The 21071-nt window shown below is 46.2% G+C and carries 19 protein-coding genes and 1 other RNA gene; 9 read left to right on the forward strand and 11 right to left on the reverse strand.

Features of this window, described 5'->3' with window-relative positions:
• Positions 1 to 4: 4 nt before the first annotated feature.
• Positions 5 to 1507 (reverse strand): glycerol kinase GlpK, encoded by a 1503-nt coding sequence (glpK, locus tag PK654_RS10100; RefSeq protein WP_271695669.1) that lies wholly within the window; start codon positions 1505 to 1507, stop codon positions 5 to 7.
• A 257-nt stretch (positions 1508 to 1764) separates the two neighbouring features.
• Here glpK and glpD point away from each other — a divergent pair, with 257 nt between their 5' ends.
• On the forward strand, positions 1765 to 3297 hold the full coding sequence (gene glpD / locus PK654_RS10105; protein ID WP_271695671.1) for a glycerol-3-phosphate dehydrogenase: 1533 nt from the start codon (positions 1765 to 1767) through the stop codon (positions 3295 to 3297).
• Here glpD and PK654_RS10110 read toward each other — a convergent pair.
• On the reverse strand, positions 3258 to 3464 hold the full coding sequence (locus PK654_RS10110; RefSeq protein WP_271695673.1) for a DUF1127 domain-containing protein: 207 nt from the start codon (positions 3462 to 3464) through the stop codon (positions 3258 to 3260). The two genes, glpD and PK654_RS10110, sit on opposite strands and share 40 nt — an antisense overlap.
• Before the next feature lie 96 nt (positions 3465 to 3560).
• Between PK654_RS10110 and PK654_RS10115 the strand changes: the two genes are divergently transcribed.
• A complete protein-coding gene (locus PK654_RS10115; protein ID WP_271695674.1) occupies positions 3561 to 4448 on the forward strand; it encodes a LysR substrate-binding domain-containing protein in 888 nt (295 codons plus the stop codon).
• Here the strand turns inward: PK654_RS10115 and PK654_RS10120 are convergent.
• The 4 genes from PK654_RS10120 to PK654_RS10135 form a co-directional block, all read right to left on the reverse strand.
• Complete coding sequence (locus PK654_RS10120; protein WP_271695676.1) at positions 4429 to 5718, reverse strand: hypothetical protein; 1290 nt, start codon at positions 5716 to 5718, stop codon at positions 4429 to 4431. The two genes, PK654_RS10115 and PK654_RS10120, sit on opposite strands and share 20 nt — an antisense overlap.
• A gap of 6 nt (positions 5719 to 5724) precedes the next feature.
• Positions 5725 to 5991: a DUF2249 domain-containing protein gene (locus PK654_RS10125; RefSeq protein WP_271695677.1), complete on the reverse strand. Its 267-nt coding sequence runs from the start codon at positions 5989 to 5991 to the stop codon at positions 5725 to 5727.
• A gap of 6 nt (positions 5992 to 5997) precedes the next feature.
• The gene (locus tag PK654_RS10130) at positions 5998 to 6447 is read right to left on the reverse strand and encodes a hemerythrin domain-containing protein (RefSeq protein ID WP_271695678.1); all 450 of its coding nucleotides are present in this window, start codon (positions 6445 to 6447) and stop codon (positions 5998 to 6000) included.
• A gap of 132 nt (positions 6448 to 6579) precedes the next feature.
• Positions 6580 to 7719 (reverse strand): hypothetical protein, encoded by a 1140-nt coding sequence (locus tag PK654_RS10135; RefSeq protein WP_271695680.1) that lies wholly within the window; start codon positions 7717 to 7719, stop codon positions 6580 to 6582.
• Between the two features lie 183 nt (positions 7720 to 7902).
• Between PK654_RS10135 and PK654_RS10140 the strand changes: the two genes are divergently transcribed.
• The 4 genes from PK654_RS10140 (at position 7903) to PK654_RS10155 (ending at position 12117) form a co-directional block, all read left to right on the forward strand.
• Positions 7903 to 8541 (forward strand): hypothetical protein, encoded by a 639-nt coding sequence (locus tag PK654_RS10140; RefSeq protein ID WP_271695682.1) that lies wholly within the window; start codon positions 7903 to 7905, stop codon positions 8539 to 8541.
• A 372-nt stretch (positions 8542 to 8913) separates the two neighbouring features.
• Positions 8914 to 10008, forward strand: coding sequence for a pyruvate dehydrogenase (acetyl-transferring) E1 component subunit alpha (pdhA, locus tag PK654_RS10145; protein WP_271695684.1), 1095 nt, complete (start codon positions 8914 to 8916; stop codon positions 10006 to 10008).
• A complete protein-coding gene (locus PK654_RS10150; RefSeq protein WP_271695685.1) occupies positions 10001 to 10984 on the forward strand; it encodes an alpha-ketoacid dehydrogenase subunit beta in 984 nt (327 codons plus the stop codon). The genes pdhA and PK654_RS10150 overlap by 8 nt, the downstream gene beginning before the upstream one ends.
• Positions 10981 to 12117, forward strand: a complete 1137-nt coding sequence (locus PK654_RS10155; RefSeq protein ID WP_271695686.1) for a dihydrolipoamide acetyltransferase family protein — start codon at positions 10981 to 10983, stop codon at positions 12115 to 12117. Before PK654_RS10150 ends, PK654_RS10155 begins: the two co-directional genes overlap by 4 nt.
• 48 nt (positions 12118 to 12165) lie before the next feature.
• Here the strand turns inward: PK654_RS10155 and PK654_RS10160 are convergent, their stop codons facing one another.
• Both PK654_RS10160 and ffs read right to left on the reverse strand, forming a co-directional pair.
• The gene (locus tag PK654_RS10160) at positions 12166 to 13518 is read right to left on the reverse strand and encodes a DUF4397 domain-containing protein (protein ID WP_271695687.1); all 1353 of its coding nucleotides are present in this window, start codon (positions 13516 to 13518) and stop codon (positions 12166 to 12168) included.
• Between the two features lie 330 nt (positions 13519 to 13848).
• An RNA gene (gene ffs / locus PK654_RS10165) (signal recognition particle sRNA small type) lies at positions 13849 to 13945 on the reverse strand.
• Positions 13946 to 14231: 286 nt separating this feature from the next.
• On the opposite strand from ffs, the gene PK654_RS10170 reads away from it, so the two are divergent.
• Together PK654_RS10170 and tesB are read left to right on the forward strand one after the other, a co-directional pair.
• Positions 14232 to 14567: an MGMT family protein gene (locus tag PK654_RS10170; RefSeq protein ID WP_271695688.1), complete on the forward strand. Its 336-nt coding sequence runs from the start codon at positions 14232 to 14234 to the stop codon at positions 14565 to 14567.
• 42 nt (positions 14568 to 14609) lie between these two features.
• A complete protein-coding gene (gene tesB / locus PK654_RS10175) occupies positions 14610 to 15470 on the forward strand; it encodes an acyl-CoA thioesterase II (RefSeq protein ID WP_271695689.1) in 861 nt (286 codons plus the stop codon).
• A 13-nt stretch (positions 15471 to 15483) separates the two neighbouring features.
• Here the strand turns inward: tesB and PK654_RS10180 are convergent, their stop codons facing one another.
• Positions 15484 to 15957, reverse strand: coding sequence for an Lrp/AsnC family transcriptional regulator (locus tag PK654_RS10180; protein ID WP_271695690.1), 474 nt, complete (start codon positions 15955 to 15957; stop codon positions 15484 to 15486).
• 384 nt (positions 15958 to 16341) lie between these two features.
• Between PK654_RS10180 and PK654_RS10185 the strand changes: the two genes are divergently transcribed.
• Positions 16342 to 16482 carry a hypothetical protein gene (locus PK654_RS10185; protein ID WP_271695691.1) on the forward strand — a complete coding sequence of 47 codons (141 nt, stop codon included), beginning with the start codon at positions 16342 to 16344 and terminating at the stop codon, positions 16480 to 16482.
• 213 nt (positions 16483 to 16695) lie between these two features.
• On the opposite strand, the gene PK654_RS10190 is transcribed toward PK654_RS10185, so the two are convergent.
• Positions 16696 to 19809 (reverse strand): multidrug efflux RND transporter permease subunit, encoded by a 3114-nt coding sequence (locus PK654_RS10190; protein ID WP_271695692.1) that lies wholly within the window; start codon positions 19807 to 19809, stop codon positions 16696 to 16698.
• Positions 19809 to 20882: an efflux RND transporter periplasmic adaptor subunit gene (locus PK654_RS10195; protein WP_271695693.1), complete on the reverse strand. Its 1074-nt coding sequence runs from the start codon at positions 20880 to 20882 to the stop codon at positions 19809 to 19811. The genes PK654_RS10190 and PK654_RS10195 overlap by 1 nt, the downstream gene beginning before the upstream one ends.
• Positions 20883 to 21071 lie beyond the last annotated feature (189 nt).

Here is a 21071-nt window from a genome sequence, read left to right on the forward strand (position 1 = left end):
AGAACTAGGATTTAGTTCGCTCCACAGCATCCTGCCAGCCACAATAGCGGGCAGCCCTTTCAGCCTCTTCCATCTGAGGCGAAAATATCCGCTCAATTTCTTTGCGGGAAACCAAATCATCTTTACTTTGCCAGAAGCCCACCGCAAGACCGGCCAGTAACGCAGCCCCCAATGCAGTAGACTCTATTACGCTGGGTCTGACCACGTTTTTACCCAGAATATCAGACTGAAACTGCATCAGAAAATCGTTGGCCACCGCTCCGCCATCGACACATATATGGTTGAGCATCAGGCCGGCATCATCCTGCATGGCATTTAACACATCACAACTCTGATAGGCGATAGACTCCAGCGCCGCCCGGATAATATGGTTACGGTTGGTACCTCTGGTTAATCCGCTGATGGTTCCCCGCGCATCTGAATCCCAGTACGGCGCTCCTAAACCAACAAAGGCCGGCACTATATAGACGCCATTACTATCAGGTACTTTTTCGGCAAAATATTCTGTATCAGAGGCATCCCTGATCAGTCCCAGTTCATCACGTAACCACTGGATGACTGCTCCCCCCATAAACACACTGCCTTCCAGTGCGTAAGCAACCTGATCACCAATTTTATAGGCGACTGTCGTCAGCAAACCTTTTTCAGATTCAATCGCCTTGTCGCCAGTGTTCATCAATAAAAAACAACCTGTGCCGTAGGTGTTCTTTGCCATACCCCGTCGGAAACATTGCTGTCCGATTAGGGCAGCCTGCTGATCTCCGGCAATACCACTAATAGGAATTCTGGTTCCTCCGCCGATATTGGCATAACCATACACCTCACTACAGGATTTCACTTCAGGTAACATAGCAGCCGGAATATTAAAGGTTTGCAGAAGCTTACTGTCCCACTGCATGGTATGAATATTAAACAGCATAGTACGGGAGGCATTGGTGACATCTGTCACATGCGATTCTCCGCCAGTCAGTTTCCATATCAGCCAGCTATCCACAGTACCAAACAGCAGCTCACCTTTTTCGGCTCTCTCTCTGGCCCCGTCAACATTGTCCAGAATCCACTCAATTTTTGATGCAGAGAAATAGGAGTCAATAACCAGCCCTGTAGCCTGCTTTACATAAGCTTCCAGCCCCTGACTCTTTAGCTGATTACATCTTTCAGCTGTTCTGCGGCACTGCCAGACGATAGCGTTATAGACTGGAATACCTGTCTGTTTATCCCAGACAATGGTGGTTTCCCGCTGATTAGTAATGCCGATCGCAGCGACATTACTGTTATCAACACCAGACTGTGCCAGTACCTCCGTCAGAGATGAGCGTTGAGTTGCCCATATCTCCATAGGATCATGCTCAACCCAGCCCGGCTTGGGGTATATCTGGCTAAACTCACGCTGCGCTTTACTGACAATATTTGAGTCACGGTTAAAAATAATCGCTCTGGAGCTGGTTGTTCCCTGATCAAGGGCGACTATTACTTGTGTACTTTCAACTTGTGTACTCTCTTCCATAACGCAATCACGTCTCCTGCTCTGGGTTTGGCTTATTGCTACTCACTTAGTACTAAACGGAGGATAACCCGTTTAATATCATTTCGTTAACATATCAATCTGACTGAAAGCCTAGCAAATTAAACCAGTTAATGTTTGATGCAGGCATCAATAACATAAATTAAACAAAAAAACAGGTTCGATTTTTTGTTGCTGCTATGGTTATATAGTAGGTAAACATGCTCGTTCGAGCAAAACGAAGATGGAGAGCGTTCGAAATGCAACAAAATGACACTATATATGATCTCGTTGTGATAGGAGGTGGCATAAACGGTGTCGCTATCGCTGCTGACGCTGCCGGCAGAGGACTAAAAGTCGCTTTGTATGAAATGAATGATCTTGCTTCAGCAACTTCCTCTGCCAGTAGCAAGCTGATTCATGGCGGGTTACGCTATCTGGAACACTATGAATTCCGTCTGGTCAGCGAAGCGTTAGCTGAAAGGGAAGTGTTACTTAAAAACGCGCCGCATCTGGTCTCACCATTACGCTTCCGGCTCCCTCACCGCCCTCATCTTCGTCCGGCATGGATGATTCGTACCGGACTTTTTCTGTATGACCATCTGGGAAAACGAGTCTCCCTCCCAGCCAGTCACGGGGTCAACTTCCCTGCTGACGGACCACTCCAGCCTGAAATGAAAATTGGCTTCGAGTATTCCGATTGTGCCGTTGATGATGCCCGCCTTGTAGTCGCCAATGCTCAGTTGGCTAAACAAAAAGGGGCAGACATTTTTACCCGCCATAAGTGCGTAGGTGCCGAGAGACATCAAAACCTATGGCAATTAAAGATAGAAGATCAACAAACCAGCACGATGCAGCAGATCCGGTGTAAGGCGTTGGTTAATGCTGCAGGTCCGTGGGTAGAACGCTTTTTTGATAACCAGTTGCACCTAACTTCTCCCAGAAAAATCCGTCTGGTGAAAGGCAGCCATTTGGTCGTAAAGCAGATGTATCCGCAAGACCACGCCTACATATTGCAAAACAGCGACAACCGAATCGTGTTTGTGATTCCTTATCTGGGTAAGTACTCGGTTATCGGCACCACAGACGTGGATTATCAGGGCGATCCTGCCAAGGTACATATAGACGACGAAGAGACCCGTTATCTGTGCGATATTGTTAATCAGCATTTTACCGCTCAGATTTCGCCTGAGGATGTTATTTCCAGCTGGTCCGGTGTCCGCCCTCTATGCGAAGATGAGTCATCCAGTGCTCAGGCCGTGACCAGAGATTACACCATTGAGCTGGACGACGAGTTTGATAACGCACCACTTCTGTCGGTATTTGGCGGTAAACTGACAACCTACCGCAAGCTGGGCGAAGCGGCCGTCGGCCATCTGGCACCCTACTTCCCCTCTATCCGCTCCGGCTGGACAAAAGAGGCGGTTTTGCCCGGTGGTGATTTCCGTAGCCGCGAATCACTGCAGCTTGATTTAATTCATCAATATCACTGGCTGGATGACAATCTGGCCAGTCGCTGGGTAAGAAGTTATGGCACTTCGGCCTACCAGATATTGCAGGGCAAGACCTCTATGCAAGCGTTAGGAAAACACTTTGGTCACGGTTTGTATCAGGCAGAGGTGGATTACCTGACAGAACATGAGTGGGCAGTTACCGCTGAGGATATTTTGTGGAGACGAAGCAAACTTGGGCTGGAGTTTAGTCAGGCAGAGACCGAACAACTGAGTCACTACCTGAACGCTGAGAAAAAAGCTCACAGCCAGAAAGATTTAGCAGCCTCTGTCTCGGCCTGATGCCGTGTTATTCCGATATCATTCAGAAGGCGGGTTGGCAGTTGCTGCAACTGCCTTCTTGTCTTTCTGTTGCGATTCCAGAGCTTAACTTGACAAAAGACACGCTTAACTAAAATATCGCTACGCCCTGCTTTATGTTCACCTGATACTGAGCTAACCTGAATCATAACCATCTCCTTATATTGGATTAACACCATTAGTCTGGGTTATGCTGACATTTGCCACAAACGATACTTTCTTACTAACAGTTAAGGAAAACTAATGTGAAAGAGCAGATGCCTCCCCTTCAGGGGTTGTACTACTTCTATCTGGCGGCGGAGAAAGGCAGCTTTAAAGAGGCCGCAGAGGCGGTTTTTGTCACTCCTGCCGCCATCAGCCAACAAATCCGGCAGTTGGAAGAGTCGCTAAACTGTACTCTATTCATTCGCCAACACAGAAATATTGCCCTGACCCGTGAAGGTGAGATCTTGTTCCTCTCGGCCAAAAATGGTTTTAAAGAGATCACCCACGGGCTACAAAAGTTAACTCAGGATCCGGAACCAAACAGGCTTTCTATCTCAACTCACCCTTCCTTTGCCCAGCACTGGTTGCTTCCCAGAGTAAATCAGTTTAGGGAAAAGCATCCCGACATATCTTTGTTGCTGGATCCCCGCAATGAGTTGGTCACCTTTGAAGATAATGCGATAGACCTTTGTATCCGCTACGGAAAAGGAGACTATCCCGGGCTGCACAGTGAACTATTAACTGAAGAGCAGTTGCTTCCAGCCTGCCACCCGCGTTATCAGAAAGAACATAACATCTATTCCATAGCCGATCTGGCTCATGCTGATCTGATAGAGGATATCTGGCCGGATATGGACTGGGCACGCTGGTTACAGCATATGGGAGTAGAGCCAAACGCACCGGCCCTGAAATACAACGGATCAAACTTCGTACTGGAAGGTGCACTGGCAGGACAGGGCGTGGCTCTGGTAAAGCAGAGCCTTACCCGCCGCTACATTGAAGAAGGAAAGCTGGTCAGAATCGGCAATACAGCCATAAAATCTGATTACAGTTATTACTTGTGTGCACCGGCCCACTACTTCCAAAGGAGTAAAGTGGCGCTGTTCTGCCACTGGATTCGATCTCAGCTTAACCCACTGCCAGCATAGCAGACCGGACACTGCGATACTGATGACTAGCACGCCCCAGATTAAAGGCAATCACTATCCAGTTCAGTATCAGGGTCACTCCGACTAAGGCGGTATACTGCGGCAGGAAAAACGACAAAGTGATAGCGGCAATCACACATAGATAAAAGCGAAACTGAACCCTACACTGTTTTCTGCTTATCAGGCTATAGTGATCGGGAAGTAACATCATTCCGGCAGGGTTCTGCATTGCGACATTCTGCAGATGAAGGTTAATCAGAAAAGGGACTATCTTCAGCAACATCCCCTGCATAACACCAACAACAAAACCCAGCCCGAACAGCAGGGCAAGGAAGATTTCCAGTTTTACCTGCCACTCAGCAGAAAATAGCGGTAGGGTCATCATCAGAATGGCACTTAATATCAGGCAAACAAAACTAATCTGCCAGTACCGGATCACCGTATCAGGTAGTTTGCGTTTTCGCTGGCGTAACCTGTCCAGACTAATCAGAGCATACAGCATCGCCGTCAGCGCCAGATAAATGGTAACCGGATAAGAAGCGATTTGATTAAATTGCACCACGACCATAGCTAACAGGCCAGCGACTACAGCTGATACAAGGCCATGTCGCCAGAGTGGCGGAAAGACAGGGGTAACATGAAACATTGGAATCACCTGAAAGCTCACCGCCATCATCAGCAATAATACCCAGCCAAACAGCCCAGCCCCCGCATGAATATGAGTCAGGCTTTTACCCGGCGTAACCGTCATGCCGGTCAGGTAACCGGACAATAAACCCATGCCCGCCAGCAGTAATACCACTAAAAACAGTACCGACAGTAATATTGGTATCCGTGTCTGCTGTCCGGCAGCATTTTTAATCAGTACCAATATCAGGGATATTGCAAAGTAACCCAGACTAAGGGCGAGCAAAATCATGCTTATCGTGAAAGAAGCCCACCCCATAAAGGCCGCCGCTAACATCAGAGCTCCGCCAACCAGACCGGTTTGCAATAAAATTAACCCCGCTCTGCCAATCTTAATCGGTGCTCCGCACAATACCGGCATCACCTGAAACAATGAACCAACCATAATGCTAAGCATTACTCCCAGAGCAAACAGATGTGTGATCGCCAGAGAGGCTGGCAGCCAGCGACTTAACCACAGAACACTTCCCTGCTCTATAATGAGCAGGGCTGCGAGAATGGCAAATACGGGAGCGGCAAGAAAAAATCTGAGTGGGACATTCAGCTCTGGAATGGAATCAAAGCTGAGACCTGTTAATCGCATTGCAACTTACTCTTCAGCTAACTTATGGGAAACATAGGCTTGCGCATCACTATTCTGTTTATCCCAGATATAGATCTCATGACAATGTTCACTTTTTTCTACATGTTTGTAGTGATAGCGCTCCTGTAGCAGTTCAAACAGAGGCACAGGTTTTCTACGATGAAAAACATGTAAAATTGAGTTTTGTGGCATATCCTCAAGCTTTTGACAGATCTCCCTCATTGGCTGCGGGGGCTCCAGTTCACTGACATCCAGCTCAATAACCATCACCATAGAACATTAAGCCTTATCAGTTTTAGCTTGGCTTGCCATCTGTGCAACTATCTCTTCACGTTCCGGCAAATGGTTGTCCGACATAGGGTATAAAATCTGCTCTTCTTTCATATTATGTTGTTGAATCAACAGCATAGTACTTTCAATAATACCCATAGCTTTATCGGTATCCTGAGATTCAATTGTCAAAGCCATCTGCTCAAACTGAACTCTTACCTGACTATGTTCATGACGCATTACCATTGTAGGACCGCCTGTCATGCCCGTCTTTGCTTCAAATGCCGGAAACAGGGTCTCTTCTTCCATGGCAAAATGGCGCAGGGTTTCGTCAGTAAAATGATTCCAGCTCTGACCAAACAGTAGCCAGTCTCCTTTTGCTAAGGCGTTTTCTGCTTCAACCAGCAGTTCATCACACTCTTTATGGTGACCCGTCATAAATTCCTGAATGGTAGACATAGCTTTCTCTTTTACAGTAAATGTTTATCGTACAAATATAGAGGGAATTTTAAAAAAAATATATACCTTGAAAGATGTATATTTTACCAGATAACACTCTGATTAAACTAAGTAACTGGCCCCAAATACACCTTATTGGTGGGTCGATTCAGGGATACTGCGCAATAACCGGTCAACCTTTCTGTTTTTTGAAAAAAACGCCTCCAGCTCAATCAGAACCCCCGGATTCATTTTGTAACCAAATTCTCTCGGGGCATCTAGTTGAGCTTTCACAGAGAGGAACAACCAACTTTTATGTAAGTTGTGCCGCCATGTTGTTGAAACCCAGTAGTTGCTAATCTCATCATCTTCGTCAGGCTCATAATCGATACCAGTGGAGTACTCCATCAGGTTATCTTCATCCAGCCGGTCAAATATCTGAAACTGATGCAGTAACTCCCATGCCAGATCATCATACAAATACTGGGCACTTGAACTGCTCTTAAAAATTTGTGATTCAGATTCGTTCAGCGGATAGTAAAAGTTTATGTCCGTAAGGGTTCCTGCACCTAACGAGTTAAATAAGAACAATTCCTGCTTAAAACCAAACACCCACTTATCTGTCATATTTTCAACCCGGCGCACATCTGCCCTGACAAAGGGATCCAGTGGAAACTTCACTTTAATCCCGATATCAAAATTGGTCTTCCAGTGGCTAATCTGTTTCTCCTCCAGCCTCACTCCACCAATAGCACCAGATGATTTAGCCTCAGAGTTTAAGTCACGCTTTTTACTTTCCAGCGAATCATACTCCTCAGGGCTGGTTTCAATCACGATCTTCCAGTTCTCCTGAACGTGAGGAAAATCGATTCTCAGCCTGACTTTAGATTCGCCGTCATAATAGCCCCTGTGGCTATAACCCGACTGGCTTCGTATCTGCAGGAAACTTCTGTTATTCAGGGCTTTTTCACTCTGCTCCTTTTTCGCGATATTGTGGTCAAGATAGGTTCCGAGATCGTGGACAGAATCGGAAACAAATTCTTCTGTAATATCCACCCATGACTCTTCTGGCGGAAGGTAGACAAGATCATCATCACCCAATACCGGTGGAAGAGGTTCAGAAAAAGTATCACTTGACGGAAATTCGGAAATCGTCTGACCGTTTGCAAATGTTGAAAAGCTGATAAGTAGTGCGGTAGGCAGGGAAATAGCGGCAACAGAGCAGCTGTTGCCCTTCAGTAAGGACAGATAACGATCTGATATTAAATCCCATTTAACTAATCGCAACGTCACTCCGGATTTCCTTGATGACTATCTTGTTAGTATAGAAGAGGTTTCACAATACGCTCTGCCGACAGAAGCTGAAGGTTATCTTTAACAGCTATTGACAATATGCCAACTGTTATTGGCTAAGATTGACTATCTCATATATGTTTAAAGTTAGTATTGTTAAAACCGCTGAGGCAAGTAAGGTTTATGCTGATAAGATCGTTTTCTACTCTGATGGCCCTCTGTGTTACAGCAATAGCTCAGCCCGCTTACGCCGGAATCAGCGGCGAGTTTGACGTGGGGTTCGGCCCGGTAACACTTGGCGGCGTTATTCTTACCTCGTTTTGTAAAGACAACAACTGCACCTACAACGGCAGAGCCAGAGGCTCATTTCTGTTTATCGGGGCAGATGTTGAAGAGCGGGGAACTTATAGAGAGTCAGAAGGCGTTATCACTCCGGTGGAAACCAGCTACCGGGAGAAAATCGGCTCTAAGCGTAAATCTTTCCGCTACGACTTTTCGACCATGCAGATCGAAAACCGCAGAACCAACAAATCAGAAAAAATGGAACAGAGTGCCTACCCCTTTATCCCGCTACTGAATCAAGTGATACTGGATCTGGCTAAGGATGGTCCGAAAAAACAGTATACCTACCTGGCCAAGCACAAAATCAAAACCGTCGAGCTTACGTCCCACAGAACAAAACCGGTAGAAAACGGGACGCTTCACCATATTGTGGTGGAGAAAAAAGATAAATCTCTGGAGTTCTATCTGATCCAGCGAGGCAGCAGTATCAGCCTACAGAAACTCTACTACGGAAACTTCTGGATGATTCCAAAAAAATAATCGTGCGAATTTTCATCAAAATCTAGTGATTCTCAATTGTTTTAATAATTTGACCATTTTATAACCAGCATACATTCCTATCCTATCTCTTTTCAGCAGAATATTTCTCTGTATTCATTTCACTTTACCAGCAAAATTTAACATTTCATTTACACTTAACGTAACTGGCTTTTATGGAATATAGCTCTGAAAAGGGATTCATTATTAGCAATATGCCTCCCTCATAAAGACAAAAACAGATTAAAAGCTCGAAAACAGTGGTGTGCTCAGCGGTAATTCATTGCCTCGCTGAGCGCTATCAGGAACCAAATATAACAATAAAGCATGGATGTGATTATCTAACATAAGATAATGCATAAGAAGGAGCTTGGGATGAATGTTCAGGCATTACCAATGCATCGATTTATCGATCATCAGGGAGAGCCCTGTCAAAAACTGCCCGATTGGGCAAATATGCAGCGTTTAACTCACTTTTACCGGCAAATGATATTAACCCGTACCTATGACAATAAAGCCGTTGCACTTCAGCGTACCGGGAAACTGGGTACTTATCCTTCTCATCTCGGCGCAGAGGCGATTGGCATTGCTGTCGGAAGTGCCCTGCATGAAGATGATGTTTTTATCCCCTATTACCGGGATATGCCTGCAATGTGGGCGCGGGGAATCGCAATGGAAAAAAACCTGCAGTACTGGGGAGGCGACGAGAGAGGCAGTGATTTTGCACCAGAAGGAAGCCACTCCCACTGCCGTGATCTGCCATTCTGCGTGCCCATTGCCACCCAATGTACTCATGCTGTCGGAGTCGCATCTGCCCTGAAGATCGAAGGAAAGCATCATGCAGCTCTGGTTACCTGTGGTGACGGAGCAACATCCAAAGGAGACTTCCTTGAGTCGATAAACTGCGCGGGAAGCTGGAATATCCCTCTGGTGTTTGTCGTCAACAATAACCAGTGGGCGATTTCTGTTCCGAGACAACTACAGTGTGCAGCAGAGTTTTTGTCTGAAAAGGCACAAGGGGCGGGAATTTCCGGCCTGACTGTCGACGGTAATGACATTGTTGCGATGTACGATGCGATAACCACAGCGCTCGACAGAGCGCGCAGAGGCAAAGGCCCTACTCTTATTGAAGCAATTAGTTATCGGCTAAGTGATCATACTACCGCCGACGATGCCAGTCGCTACCGCAGCGACGACGAAGTCCAGCAGGCGTGGCGCTACGAGCCAATCAAGCGCCTCAAAGCCTACTTAATCGATCAAAACGGCTGGAGCGAGGAGCAAGATGAGGAGTGGCTACGGGAATGCAAAGAAAGGGTAGAAAAGGCGGTAGAAAATTATCTGAGCATCCAGCCTCAGGCGCCCGAAACGGCATTTGATTACCTTTATGAGTCTGCAGACAGTGAACTTCACCACCAGCGGGATCTATTAATCCACAAAGCGATGCGAATGCAGGGAGGTAAACATGGCTGAGATTACCTTGGTTGAGGCAGTAAACCTAGCCTTGCATTATGAAATGGCTCATAACGAAAAAGTGGTGGTTCTCGGCGAAGATGTCGGAGACAACGGTGGCGTGTTCCGCGCCACGGTAGGGCTGAAGGAGAAGTACGGCCTAAAGCGGGTTATTGATACTCCATTAGCAGAAGCTCTTATTGGCGGAGTCTCCGTAGGTATGGCCACTCAGGGACTAAGACCGGTAGCGGAGTTTCAGTTTCAGGGCTTTGTTTTCCCTGCTTTGGAACACTTAATGTGCCATGCGGCAAGAATGCGAAACCGCACCCGTGGAAGACTCACTTGCCCTGCGGTATTCCGCGCTCCCTTCGGAGGAGGCATCCATGCGCCAGAACATCACTCCGAAAGTGTTGAAGCTCTATTCGCTCATACTCCCGGCTTCCGGGTTGTCGTCCCCTCTTCACCTCAGCGGGCGTATGGCCTGCTGTTAGCCTCGATACGCAGCAATGACCCCGTGATGTTCTTTGAGCCGAAGAGAATTTACCGCACAGTACGATCGAATGTTGAGGACAATGGTGAAGCACTGCCGCTAGACAGCTGTTTTACCCTGCGCAAGGGCCGCGACATTACCTTAGTGACATGGGGAGCCTGTGTGGTTGAATCCCTTCAGGCGGCTGACAAGCTTTCCACCCAGAATATAGAAGCTGAGGTTATTGACCTTGCCAGTATCAAACCCATTGATATGGCGACAATTCTTAAGTCCGTTGAGAAAACCGGACGCCTGTTAGTGGTCCATGAAGCGAGTAAAACCTGTGGTGTCGGCGCTGAAATACTCGCCCGCACGGCAGAGCATGCTATGTGCCTGTTAAAAGCACCACCTAAGCGGGTTACCGGTATGGATACCGTTATGCCTTACTACCGAAATGAGGATTACTTTATGATTCAGCAACAAGATATCGTTCAGGCTGCGCGGGAACTTGTGGAGGGCTGGAAATGAAGACATTTACCCTACCGGATCTGGGAGAAGGGCTGGCTGAGTCCGAGATTGTTCAATGGCATATCAAAAAAGGAGATAGCGTAGAAGTCGACCAAATCGTTGTTACCGTAGAAACCGCTAAAGCAACCGTTGAAGTACCGGCGCCTTATGGCGGAACAATTGTAAACCGCTACGGCGATGAAGGTGATGTTATCAGCATCGGCAGCGTATTACTGGAGATTGACGAGAAGGAGTCAGTCACCGATGCGCAAGCAGAAACCAGACAACCGGATGCTGCCACTGTGGTTGGCAATGTATCCCAGCAGAATCACCAGGTCGCCGTTGATGATTTCAGGGTAGGTGCAGCACCGGATGATGACCATGAAGAGCATATCACTGCCATGCCCTCAGCCCGGCTACTGGCACAAAAGCTAGGGGTGAATCTGAAACAGGTTCAGGGCAGCGGGCCGGACGGCATGATTGTCGATAATGATATCTACAAGGCGTGTGATAAACAGCAACCGGGTACTGAAGTGCTTAAGGGGGCACGTCGAACCATGGTTAACACCATGGCCGATTCTCACCACAATGTCGCCTCAGTTACTATTACAGAAGAAGCTCTGCTGACGAACTGGGCTGAAGATGAAGATATCACCATCCGGCTTATTAAGGCGGTATCCTTTGCCTGTGAAAAAGAACCGGCACTTAATGCCTGGTTCGATGAACAAACCATGACACGTTGTGTGCATAACACAGTAAATATCGGTATTGCCGTCGATAGTCCCCACGGTTTATATGTGCCTGTGCTTCGTAAAGCTGACAACCAGAAAGGCGCAGAGATTCGCCAGTGGCTGGACACTACCGTGAAGGGCATAAGAGAGAGGAAAATTGGCAGGGAGCAGCTACAGCATGCCACTATTACCCTGTCCAACTTTGGTGCTATTGCCGGTATCTATGCCACTCCTGTTGTTTCTCCTCCTCAGGTCGCCATAGTTGGTGTCGGCAGAATCATCGACAAACTGGTGATGATTAACGGTGAGGTAATCAGTACAAGGGCAATCCCGCTCTCCATTACCTTTGACCACCGTGCCTGCACCGGTGGAGAAGCCGCCCGTTTTATCAAGGCGCTGGCGGAGCATATAGAGATGGCATAAAAACAAGAGGCAGGAAATACCTGCCTCCTCTTTATCTATTCAGATAGTCTATTCCGTTATTTCACTGACTAACAGATCAAAAGTAGATGCAGAATCACTTACAGCAATGGCCTGATACACCTTTCCGTCTTCAACGGTAATGGCAGCAGGACCAATGACAGCAGTGGCAACATTAGCCGGTGTTACTGTTACATAGTAAGTGCCATCGGCAACATAAACCTGCTGAACACTCTGCTTGTAAGCAAAATCTTCAATCGCCGGGCTACTGGCAGCAAAGTTAGTGGTTTCCGTTAAGTAGACATCAACAGAGGCCGCTGCAGGGTTTTGAGCTGCATGCAGAACATTAAGTACGGCACTGGTTGCCACTTTTCTTCTCTCATCGCGAATAACCAGAGGCTCGATGGTTGCAAGGAGATCAACGGCATAAACGCTGTAATCCATACCGGCTGCAAAAGAAACATCCTGCGCATCTATAACCGTTGAACCGGCAGGGTCATCACCAGCGTATACGGTAATGTCATAACTGCCTGAAGCAATATCAGCATAGGGGGTTGAGATATCTTTGAAGTCCAGATTGGATACGGCTTCTGTACCGTTTAATGCAGCATCAACCCGGGGAGCATCGTAAACCAAGTGACCAACCCGTAGCTGGCTCTGCTCTGTATTGTTATAGATAATCGAAGAACTGCTGCTACCATCCATAACCATCAGTTTTACCGGTGATGAACCAGCAACCTCGTTAGTATTCGGTATAGCGGCAATAGTTAGCTCACTGTTGGCTGCAAGAGGCACACTTCCCGAATCAAATACCACTGTCTTGGTACCGGAAAGAGTAAGACGAATCTGGTAGTTGCCGCTGGCAATGTTCAGTACTCCGCTGCTGGCCTTATAGCCCAGCGTATCAACGGGAGCAGCGCTATTAATATCTGCGCCGGGAGCGGTTACATAGACATCAACATCAGGTACACCAGCTGAAGCATGTACTACCTGAACATCTAATGTTGTTGCAGACTCAGAACCGACCGCAGGTCTGCTGACAATAAGAGCGTCAACAGGAGTGCTAGTCGCCGCATCAGCTTCACCGACAACCAGAACAGTATACTTCTGACTGTCTGCAAGATTCAGAGTGGTTGAAGGAATAACGGTAGCGCTCTGCCCCCCGGGAAGGCGGACATCAACTTTTACCGTATTACTACCAGCTAGTACAGATACGTAGCCAGACGTTTTTCCAAAATCTCCTCCTGTCCACTTTCTCTTGCCATTGATGGATACATCAGCCAGAGGGGCATCCTTAGAAGCATGAACCGCCTGTACAGACGATCTTCGATCATTATCTTCTCCGCAACCACTCAGCATAAATGCTGATGCCGAGAAGACAGAAGCTAGCAGTAACTTATTCATTTCCCTTTCCTCACTAATCAGGCTCTGCAACAAGCTTTTCCTGCCTGCTATCCCGCCCTTAAACTGTTTTCCATTTTGGCTGATTGACAGCAACAAAATGACTTCAGGTAGTAATACGAAGGAGCAAATGAAAAGATCACTAAAATTTGTAATTGATTGTTTTACTATTTACATCAGTAGGTTAAGCAACTTCGAGTTTCCAGAGCGGCATGCACCGAGTGATATTGAATAAAAACAGATAGTTAATTTTGAACTGAAGGGGTAACACCCTTAACTCTGGTTGGATTCAGTAAACTGGAATGAAGGAATTAGCAAACACTAGATGGGTGGAAGCCCCAGCCACATCCCGGCACACAAGTCGCCCGCCGTGGCTGCTCCCTTCCGGGCCTGACCAGGTCAACGAGGTATTGTTGCGGGAGGACCAGGGCCTCCATAGATTTTGTTTCACCATTTGGTGAGTGCGGAGGATTATCTGTTATCCGGAATCGCTTTGCAAGTAATAGAAAGCCATATTCTTGCCTTTGCTGTCTGAATGACTATTAAATGTACTTTACGCATAATTTCTGATTGATAGCTCAACAAAAACAGTTCCTTTTCGCATTTAGACTCCGGTAGTATATCCGCATAACGTCAAGATGCTTTTGCAGCGAGATTTATCAGCATCAGATCAAGGTGTTAACTTGAAAAGTGCATTATAAAAAGCGGAACTCAGAATGGATCCATTTTTACAGCAAGTATTTATTGTTATTCATCAAATCCCCAAAGGTAAGGTCTCCAGCTATGGCGAAGTGGCTAAAATGGCTGGTTATCCCGGTTACGCCCGTCATGTTGGTAAAGCCCTTGCAAATCTGCCAAAGGACTCAAAGCTGCCTTGGTTCAGAGTAATAAACAGTGCCGGAAAAATCTCTCTCAAGGGAAACGACCTGCTGAGACAAAAACAGAAACTTGAAGCGGAAGGCGTTGAAGTGAACGAGAGCGGCAGAGTTAAAATGAAGCTGTATCAATGGAAACCGGGTGAACAATCGCTTCTTAGTCCAGCCGTATTTTAGTATCGTTAGTTTTTAAAAGAATAATAGAAAGAGAGAGAAAGTATGAGTAAACCATTAGAGTCACTCCTCAAGCTGTTGAATCTTGAGCAACTGGAACAGGGACTTTTTCGTGGTCAGAGTGAGCACCTTGGTCTGCCTCAGGTATATGGCGGACAAGTGCTGGGACAGGCGCTATCTGCAGCAAGATATACCGTAAGTGATGACCGCATTGCCCACTCATTCCACAGCTATTTTCTCTACCCCGGCGACCCTGAAATGCCGATTATCTATGATGTGGAAACCTTAAGAGACGGACGCAGCTTCAGTACCAGAAGAGTAAAAGCGGTACAAAAAGGGCGTCCTATCTTCTATCTGACCGCTTCTTACCATGGCGAAACAGACGGTTTTGAACACCAAAACCCTATGCCGCAGATTGAAGGGCCGGAAAACTATAAATCGGAAAGAGAGCTGGCCAGTCAAATAGCCGAATTTTTGCCGGAGAAAATCCAGCAGGTATTTTGTGGTGAGAAGCCTATCGAAGTCCGCCCGGTAACCGTTATTAACCCGTTAAAGCCGGTAAAAGCCGACCCGAAACAGTATCTCTGGATTAAAGCTAACGGCACAGTTCCTGATAAACAGATTATTCACCAGTATCTGCTGGCCTATGCCTCTGACTGGGGCTTCTTAGTTACGGCAATGCACCCGCATAAGGTCACCCTAATGACACCAAACTTTCAGGTCGCCACTATAGACCACTCTATGTGGTTCCATCGTCCATTTAAAATGGATGAGTGGCTGCTCTATGCAATAGAGAGCCCTACTGCCAGTAATGAGCGTGGTTTGGTAAGGGGTGAGATTTACAACCAGCAGGGTGATCTTGTTGCCTCAGCGATTCAGGAAGGGGTGATGCGCTTTACCCAGTAAAGCGCATAAACAATTAACCTTCATCAATCGGCAGAGCCGTTGTATATTTCAGCGGCTCCATGGCAAAAGTTGAAGTGACATTAGAAATACCGTCCACGCTGTTTACCAGCTTCTTATAAAACTCATCGAAACACTTCATATCTTCCACCTGAACTTTCATCATATAGTCATATTCACCGGCCATACGATAAAACTCCATCACTTCCGGGAAAGGCGTTACAGTCTCTACAAAGCGATGGTACCACTCATGCGAGTGATCTATGGTTTTTACCAGAACAAAAGCGATAAAGAATAACCCCAGTCTTTCCGGATTAAGCAGTGCTACCCGCTTATTAATAACACCGTTGTCTTCCAGCCTTTTCAGCCGCTTCCAGCAAGGCGTGGTAGTAAGGTTTACCTCTTCTGCCAACTCATTAAGAGAAACGGTACTGTCATTTTGCAGAATAGACAGAAGTTTTCTGTCGGTTTTATCTAACTCGATTTTCATTGCTTATCATCTTTAGAATAATTTTCTCTATTCTAGCCCATAAGTAGAAAATATATAGAAACGTTCTGCAATTGATAGGGCTAAATCACACACTCGATTACCACCTGAGGACTCTATTTCTAAATATGAGTAATTTTTAACCGGATATATTCAGGATCGCGAAGATCTTTAATTTGATCTCCTTATTTTTAACCATTTCGTCTATTAATTAATCAATTTTTATCATTAGCTCTGTCAATGAAAATTAATTTGATTTAATTATGACAATTTGATTGCATTTATATTTCAGTGTATATACAATCAAAATACACTTGATAGACGCAGTATAGCGAACATTAAAGGTACCTCACTTTATGATTTAACCCCACAATGGGAGACAGTATTATGGTAAACAGAGATCTACGCAGCGCACTGAAAACTTGGCACAACAGCGACATCACAGAGTACAATGAAGCACCAATTTTTGTACGTCTTATCGGTGCAGCCATCGTTGCCGCTTCAACCGTACTTGCTTTGATTAACTAATTGAATTTTAAAATTTATTAGTTAATATGATTATTAAAGGAGGGCGTGAAAATGCCCACCCTTTAATCATTTCAGAAACACCCTTTCCGCTTTATCAAACTATATAAATCACTCTCTTTCTATACCTTCGTTGTTCTAAATATCTTTCACCGACTCTAAATAAAAAAACCAGACACTATTGCTAATGTCCGGCCTTTTCATAACTAAATCTGCTTATCCATGACTGGTTCTTGCCTTGGTATCATGTTGCAATTGTTTATTTAGCTCATGTTCTACATGACCCGGCGCCTGAGTAGTAGCAGAAATTAAACGGTACATAGCAGGAATAACGAACAAGGTCACTATTGTGGCAAACGCCATACCAAAGAAAATCACAGTACCCACCGCAACCCGGCTTTCATAGCCTGCCCCACTTGATGTTATCAATGGAACTGAGCCAGCCAGAGTAGTAAAGGCCGTCATCATAATCGGGCGTAAACGTCTGGCTGCGGCATTAATAATCGCCTTCTCAAACTCAATGCCTCTGTCTCTAAGCTGGTTAGCAAATTCCACTATCAGAATTCCGTTTTTAGTCACCATTCCTATCAACATGATCATGCCAATCTGGCTATAGATATTCAGCCCCTGACTCATAAAGAACAGCCCTAAGAAACCACCAAATACCCCCATAGGTACGGTAAACATCACTACCAGCGGGTTAATAAAGCTTTCAAACTGCGCCGCAAGCACCAGATAAGCCACCAGAAGAGCCAGACCAAACACCACTAATATGCTGGACTGATTCTCTTTGTAATCTTTTGACTCACCTGAGTAACTAATCGCAATATCACCCGGCAAAGATTCTATTGCTTTGGCATCCAGATAATCTAACGCATCACCAAGGGTATAACCTTCAATCAGATTAGCCGTTACCGTTACCGCTTTCTTCTTATTGTAGTGAGACAGACGAATAGCCGAGGCGACCTCTTCAACTTTTGTTACCGCATCCAGTGTTACCAAATCTCCGCTGGCCGTCTTCATATAGATCTGACTAAGATCCTGAGCATTATTGAAGTGGTTCTCATCACCCCTTAAATAAACGCTGTACTCTTCACCTCGCTCGACAAAGGTAGTCTCGCTCTTACCTCCTAGCATGATTTCCAGCGTATCTGAAATGTCTGAAACCTTAATACCTAACTCAGCAGCCTTTGGTTTGTCCACAGTAACCACTAGCTCTGGTGTTTTCTCAGAGTAGTCAATTTCTGCCCCTTCCATCATAGGGCTATTTTCTGCTTCATGTTTAAGTAGCTCAGCCCACTGTTTTAGCTCGCTATAGTCTGAGCCACCCAATACAAACTGAACCGGTTCACTGGAACCGCCCCTGAACCCCGGAGTAAACGGAATAACCCTTGCGTCAGGAATGCCTGTCAAAGCTTTACGAACCATGCCGAGCGCCTGCTGCGCAGACACCGTTCGCACATCCCAGTCTTCAAGGATCATAATAACAAAACCAGTCTGATCCCCTGCACTACCACCGAAGGCCGGCGTCTGAAGGCTGAAGGATTTAAGTACGCCTTTGCCCAGCAGTGGCATCAAACGTGACTCTACCAGGTCCATATTGGCTGACATGCGGTTATAACTAGTGGCATCGGCACCACGAACAAAGGCGAGAAGAACTCCCCTGTCTTCTGCCGGAGCTAACTGAGAAGGAATGGTTTTCATCAGGCCGTAACTGCCCCCAATACAGGCAAGAATAATCAGGGGAGCCGCCAAACGAACTCTCATCACCTTAGCAAGCAAATAGCGGTAACCGGATTCCAGCTTAGCAAACAAGAATTCAATCCCCCGGTTGAAAGCATTACGTTTTACATTCAACTTTAGAATTTTACTGCCGAGCACCGGTGTAAGAGTCAATGCAATAAGAGAGGAGAAAATAACCGCCATTGAAAGCAGAACAGCAAACTCGGTAAACATCAGGCCGATCATGCCATCCATAAAGGAGATAGGCAGGAATACCATCACCAAAACCAAAGTAGTCGCAACGACGGCGAACCCCACTTCTCTGGTTCCTTTATAAGCTGCCACAAGAGGCGGCTCGCCATTTTCCACATGATGGAAAATATTCTCTACCACTACAATGGCATCATCGACCACCAAGCCAATAGACAAAATCAACGCCATCAAGGTAATCAGGTTAATCGAAAAACCAAAGAAATAGGCGGAGATAAATGCTGAAATTAGCGACACAGGAACAGTAATGGCAGGAATAAGGGTTGCCCGCACCTGACCAATAAAGATATACAGAACCAGTACGACCAGTCCGCCGGTAATAAACAGGGTGTTGTAAACCTCGGAAATGGAACGGTCGATAAAAATAGTCGAGTCATAGTCTATGGCCAGACGGGTACCTTCAGGCAGGAACTTCTGAATGGCATCCACTTCTTTATGCACCCTGTCCGCAACGTCTAGAGGGTTAGCATCTGACTGGGGCACAATACCCATACTGACATTAACAACACCATCGCTTTTGAAAGTGGAGTTTTCATTGCGTGAACCTATATAGACTTCAGCAACGTCACGCAGATAGACGGGAGAACCATCGCTTGCCCTTTTGATCACCAGAGACTGAAAATCCTCAACCTGCTTATAGGTACGCGCGGTACGCACAGACATAACAATCGCATCATTGCGGACTTCTCCCCCCGGGCTTTCAAGGTTCTCAGACTTAAGGGCTGACGTGATATCTGTCGTCGTCACTCCCCTTCCGGCCATCAGTTCAGGATTCAGCTTTACATACATAACTTTGTAAAGGGCACCAGAAATATCCACAGAACTCACCCCCGAGATCAGACTAAAGCGATCAACCAGAACTCGTTCTGTATAATCTGTAAGCTGAGTCCGGTCCATTTCCGATGAGCTGAGGTTAATATAGAGAGAGGCTTCACCACTACCATTGTTCTTATACACCAGAGGCTCATCCGCTTCATCGGGCAATGCCCGTTGAGCACGAGCCACAGCATCACGGACATCGCTTACACCGGTGTTCAGATCATAACCAAGTTCAAAAGTGACTTTGATACGTGAAGAGCTGTTACGTGTGGTAGATGAGATCTCATCAATACCGCTGATACCGGAAAGTTGATCCTCGATAACTGACGTAATCTGGCTTTCGATAATAGTGGCAGAAGCGCCTTCATAACGGGTAGAGATAGAAACCACCGGATTTTCAATATCCGGCATCTCACGCACAGCAAGCTTACTAAACGAAACCATCCCGAATACCAGCAGAAGCATGCTGAGAACAACAGCAGCTACCGGTCTTTTTACTGATACATCAGATAACCACATTATTCAGAACCCTTCTTTGCTGGTGTCTGGCTGTTTTGTTCTTTCACTTCGACACCATCGCGCATATTTACAATGCCCTGAACAACAATACGCTCTCCAATTTCTAACCCTTTTTCTATCACCACTTCATTGCCAACCCGGGCACCTAGGGTGACTTCTCTGCGTATGGCCTTATTGTCACCGTTAATCAGGTAAACATAACGTTTCGTTCCTGAGTATTGCAGAGCCTGAACAGGAATAACCGGTGCATTAATCGCAGGAAACTGCAAGGTTCCGGACATCAACATGCCGGGTTTAAGTTTTTGTTCTGCATTATCAAAATCAATACGTACTTTCAGATTCAGTGTTTCGCTGTTTATACGACTGTCAATACCAACCAGTTCTCCGCTAAATACCGTATTGCTCCATGCATTAGTGGTGGCATCAACACGCATACCCTTACTCAACATAGAAAGATAACGTTCAGGAACCAGCAGATCTAACTGCATAACAGACAGGTTATCCAGCGTGACAAGTTCAGTACCGCTACTGACCATTTTGCCCAGACTAAAATCGATAAAACCAACCGTACCGGAGAAAGGCGCTTCTATATTGAGCTGTTTCAGGCTGGCATTGGCAGCATCAAGCCTTGCCAAGGCGATATCAACACTCGCCTTCTGCGCATCTATTTCGGTCTGAGTAATCGCCCCCTTCTTAGCCAGACGCTCAAACTCCGTTAACTTCCTCCTCTCATCAGAAAGATAAGCCGTTGCTTCTGCGACAGAGGCCTTCGCCTTCTCATCATTTAACCGAATCAGAATATCGCCTTTTTCTACCTGCTGATTCGCACTCATACTGATAGCAGCAACTTTTCCGCTCACTTCGGCTGAAACGGAGACAGACTGACGCGCTTTAAGCTTTCCGATTAATGTCAGCGACTGCGAAATTTCATGACTGGCTACTTTTTCAGACACAACAAAAACTGATCGTGCCTTACCCGGACCTGATGCTTTACCCTGTCCGGCGGCAAAAGTTACATTTGAAAAAAGCGTGACGGCAAGACAGATAAAGCCAACCAGATTGTAATTTTTCATTATTCTTCTCATAATTTGAACATTCCGCCATTCTATCAAGGCACATTTCAGTCAACGTAAGCAATGTGTAAAGTAATGTAAAGATAGAGAAATCTACATTACTGTTAGCAAGTTAAGCTCATTTTTTGCTGTAAATGGTTACTTTCTGCCATCTTTGCCCAAAAAGCCAGCAACCGAGTCAAATTCGCA

Source organism: Vibrio sp. SCSIO 43137 (genome assembly GCF_028201475.1).
In the GTDB taxonomy this organism is placed as follows: Bacteria; Pseudomonadota; Gammaproteobacteria; order Enterobacterales; family Vibrionaceae; genus Vibrio.

Bases quoted from the DNA above. Each gene is read 5' to 3' on its own strand.
- glpK (WP_271695669.1), bottom strand. From the start codon at position 1,507: ATGGAAGAGAGTACACAAGTTGAAAGTACACAAGTAATAGTCGCCCTT.
- glpD (WP_271695671.1), top strand. From the start codon at position 1,765: ATGCAACAAAATGACACTATATATGATCTCGTTGTGATAGGAGGTGGC.
- PK654_RS10110 (WP_271695673.1), bottom strand. From the start codon at position 3,464: ATGATTCAGGTTAGCTCAGTATCAGGTGAACATAAAGCAGGGCGTAGC.
- PK654_RS10120 (WP_271695676.1), bottom strand. From the start codon at position 5,718: ATGCGATTAACAGGTCTCAGCTTTGATTCCATTCCAGAGCTGAATGTC.
- PK654_RS10125 (WP_271695677.1), bottom strand. From the start codon at position 5,991: ATGGTGATGGTTATTGAGCTGGATGTCAGTGAACTGGAGCCCCCGCAG.
- PK654_RS10130 (WP_271695678.1), bottom strand. From the start codon at position 6,447: ATGTCTACCATTCAGGAATTTATGACGGGTCACCATAAAGAGTGTGAT.
- PK654_RS10140 (WP_271695682.1), top strand. From the start codon at position 7,903: ATGCTGATAAGATCGTTTTCTACTCTGATGGCCCTCTGTGTTACAGCA.
- pdhA (WP_271695684.1), top strand. From the start codon at position 8,914: ATGAATGTTCAGGCATTACCAATGCATCGATTTATCGATCATCAGGGA.
- PK654_RS10150 (WP_271695685.1), top strand. From the start codon at position 10,001: ATGGCTGAGATTACCTTGGTTGAGGCAGTAAACCTAGCCTTGCATTAT.
- PK654_RS10155 (WP_271695686.1), top strand. From the start codon at position 10,981: ATGAAGACATTTACCCTACCGGATCTGGGAGAAGGGCTGGCTGAGTCC.
- PK654_RS10160 (WP_271695687.1), bottom strand. From the start codon at position 13,518: ATGAATAAGTTACTGCTAGCTTCTGTCTTCTCGGCATCAGCATTTATG.
- PK654_RS10170 (WP_271695688.1), top strand. From the start codon at position 14,232: ATGGATCCATTTTTACAGCAAGTATTTATTGTTATTCATCAAATCCCC.
- tesB (WP_271695689.1), top strand. From the start codon at position 14,610: ATGAGTAAACCATTAGAGTCACTCCTCAAGCTGTTGAATCTTGAGCAA.
- PK654_RS10180 (WP_271695690.1), bottom strand. From the start codon at position 15,957: ATGAAAATCGAGTTAGATAAAACCGACAGAAAACTTCTGTCTATTCTG.
- PK654_RS10185 (WP_271695691.1), top strand. From the start codon at position 16,342: ATGGTAAACAGAGATCTACGCAGCGCACTGAAAACTTGGCACAACAGC.
- PK654_RS10190 (WP_271695692.1), bottom strand. From the start codon at position 19,809: ATGTGGTTATCTGATGTATCAGTAAAAAGACCGGTAGCTGCTGTTGTT.
- PK654_RS10195 (WP_271695693.1), bottom strand. From the start codon at position 20,882: ATGAAAAATTACAATCTGGTTGGCTTTATCTGTCTTGCCGTCACGCTT.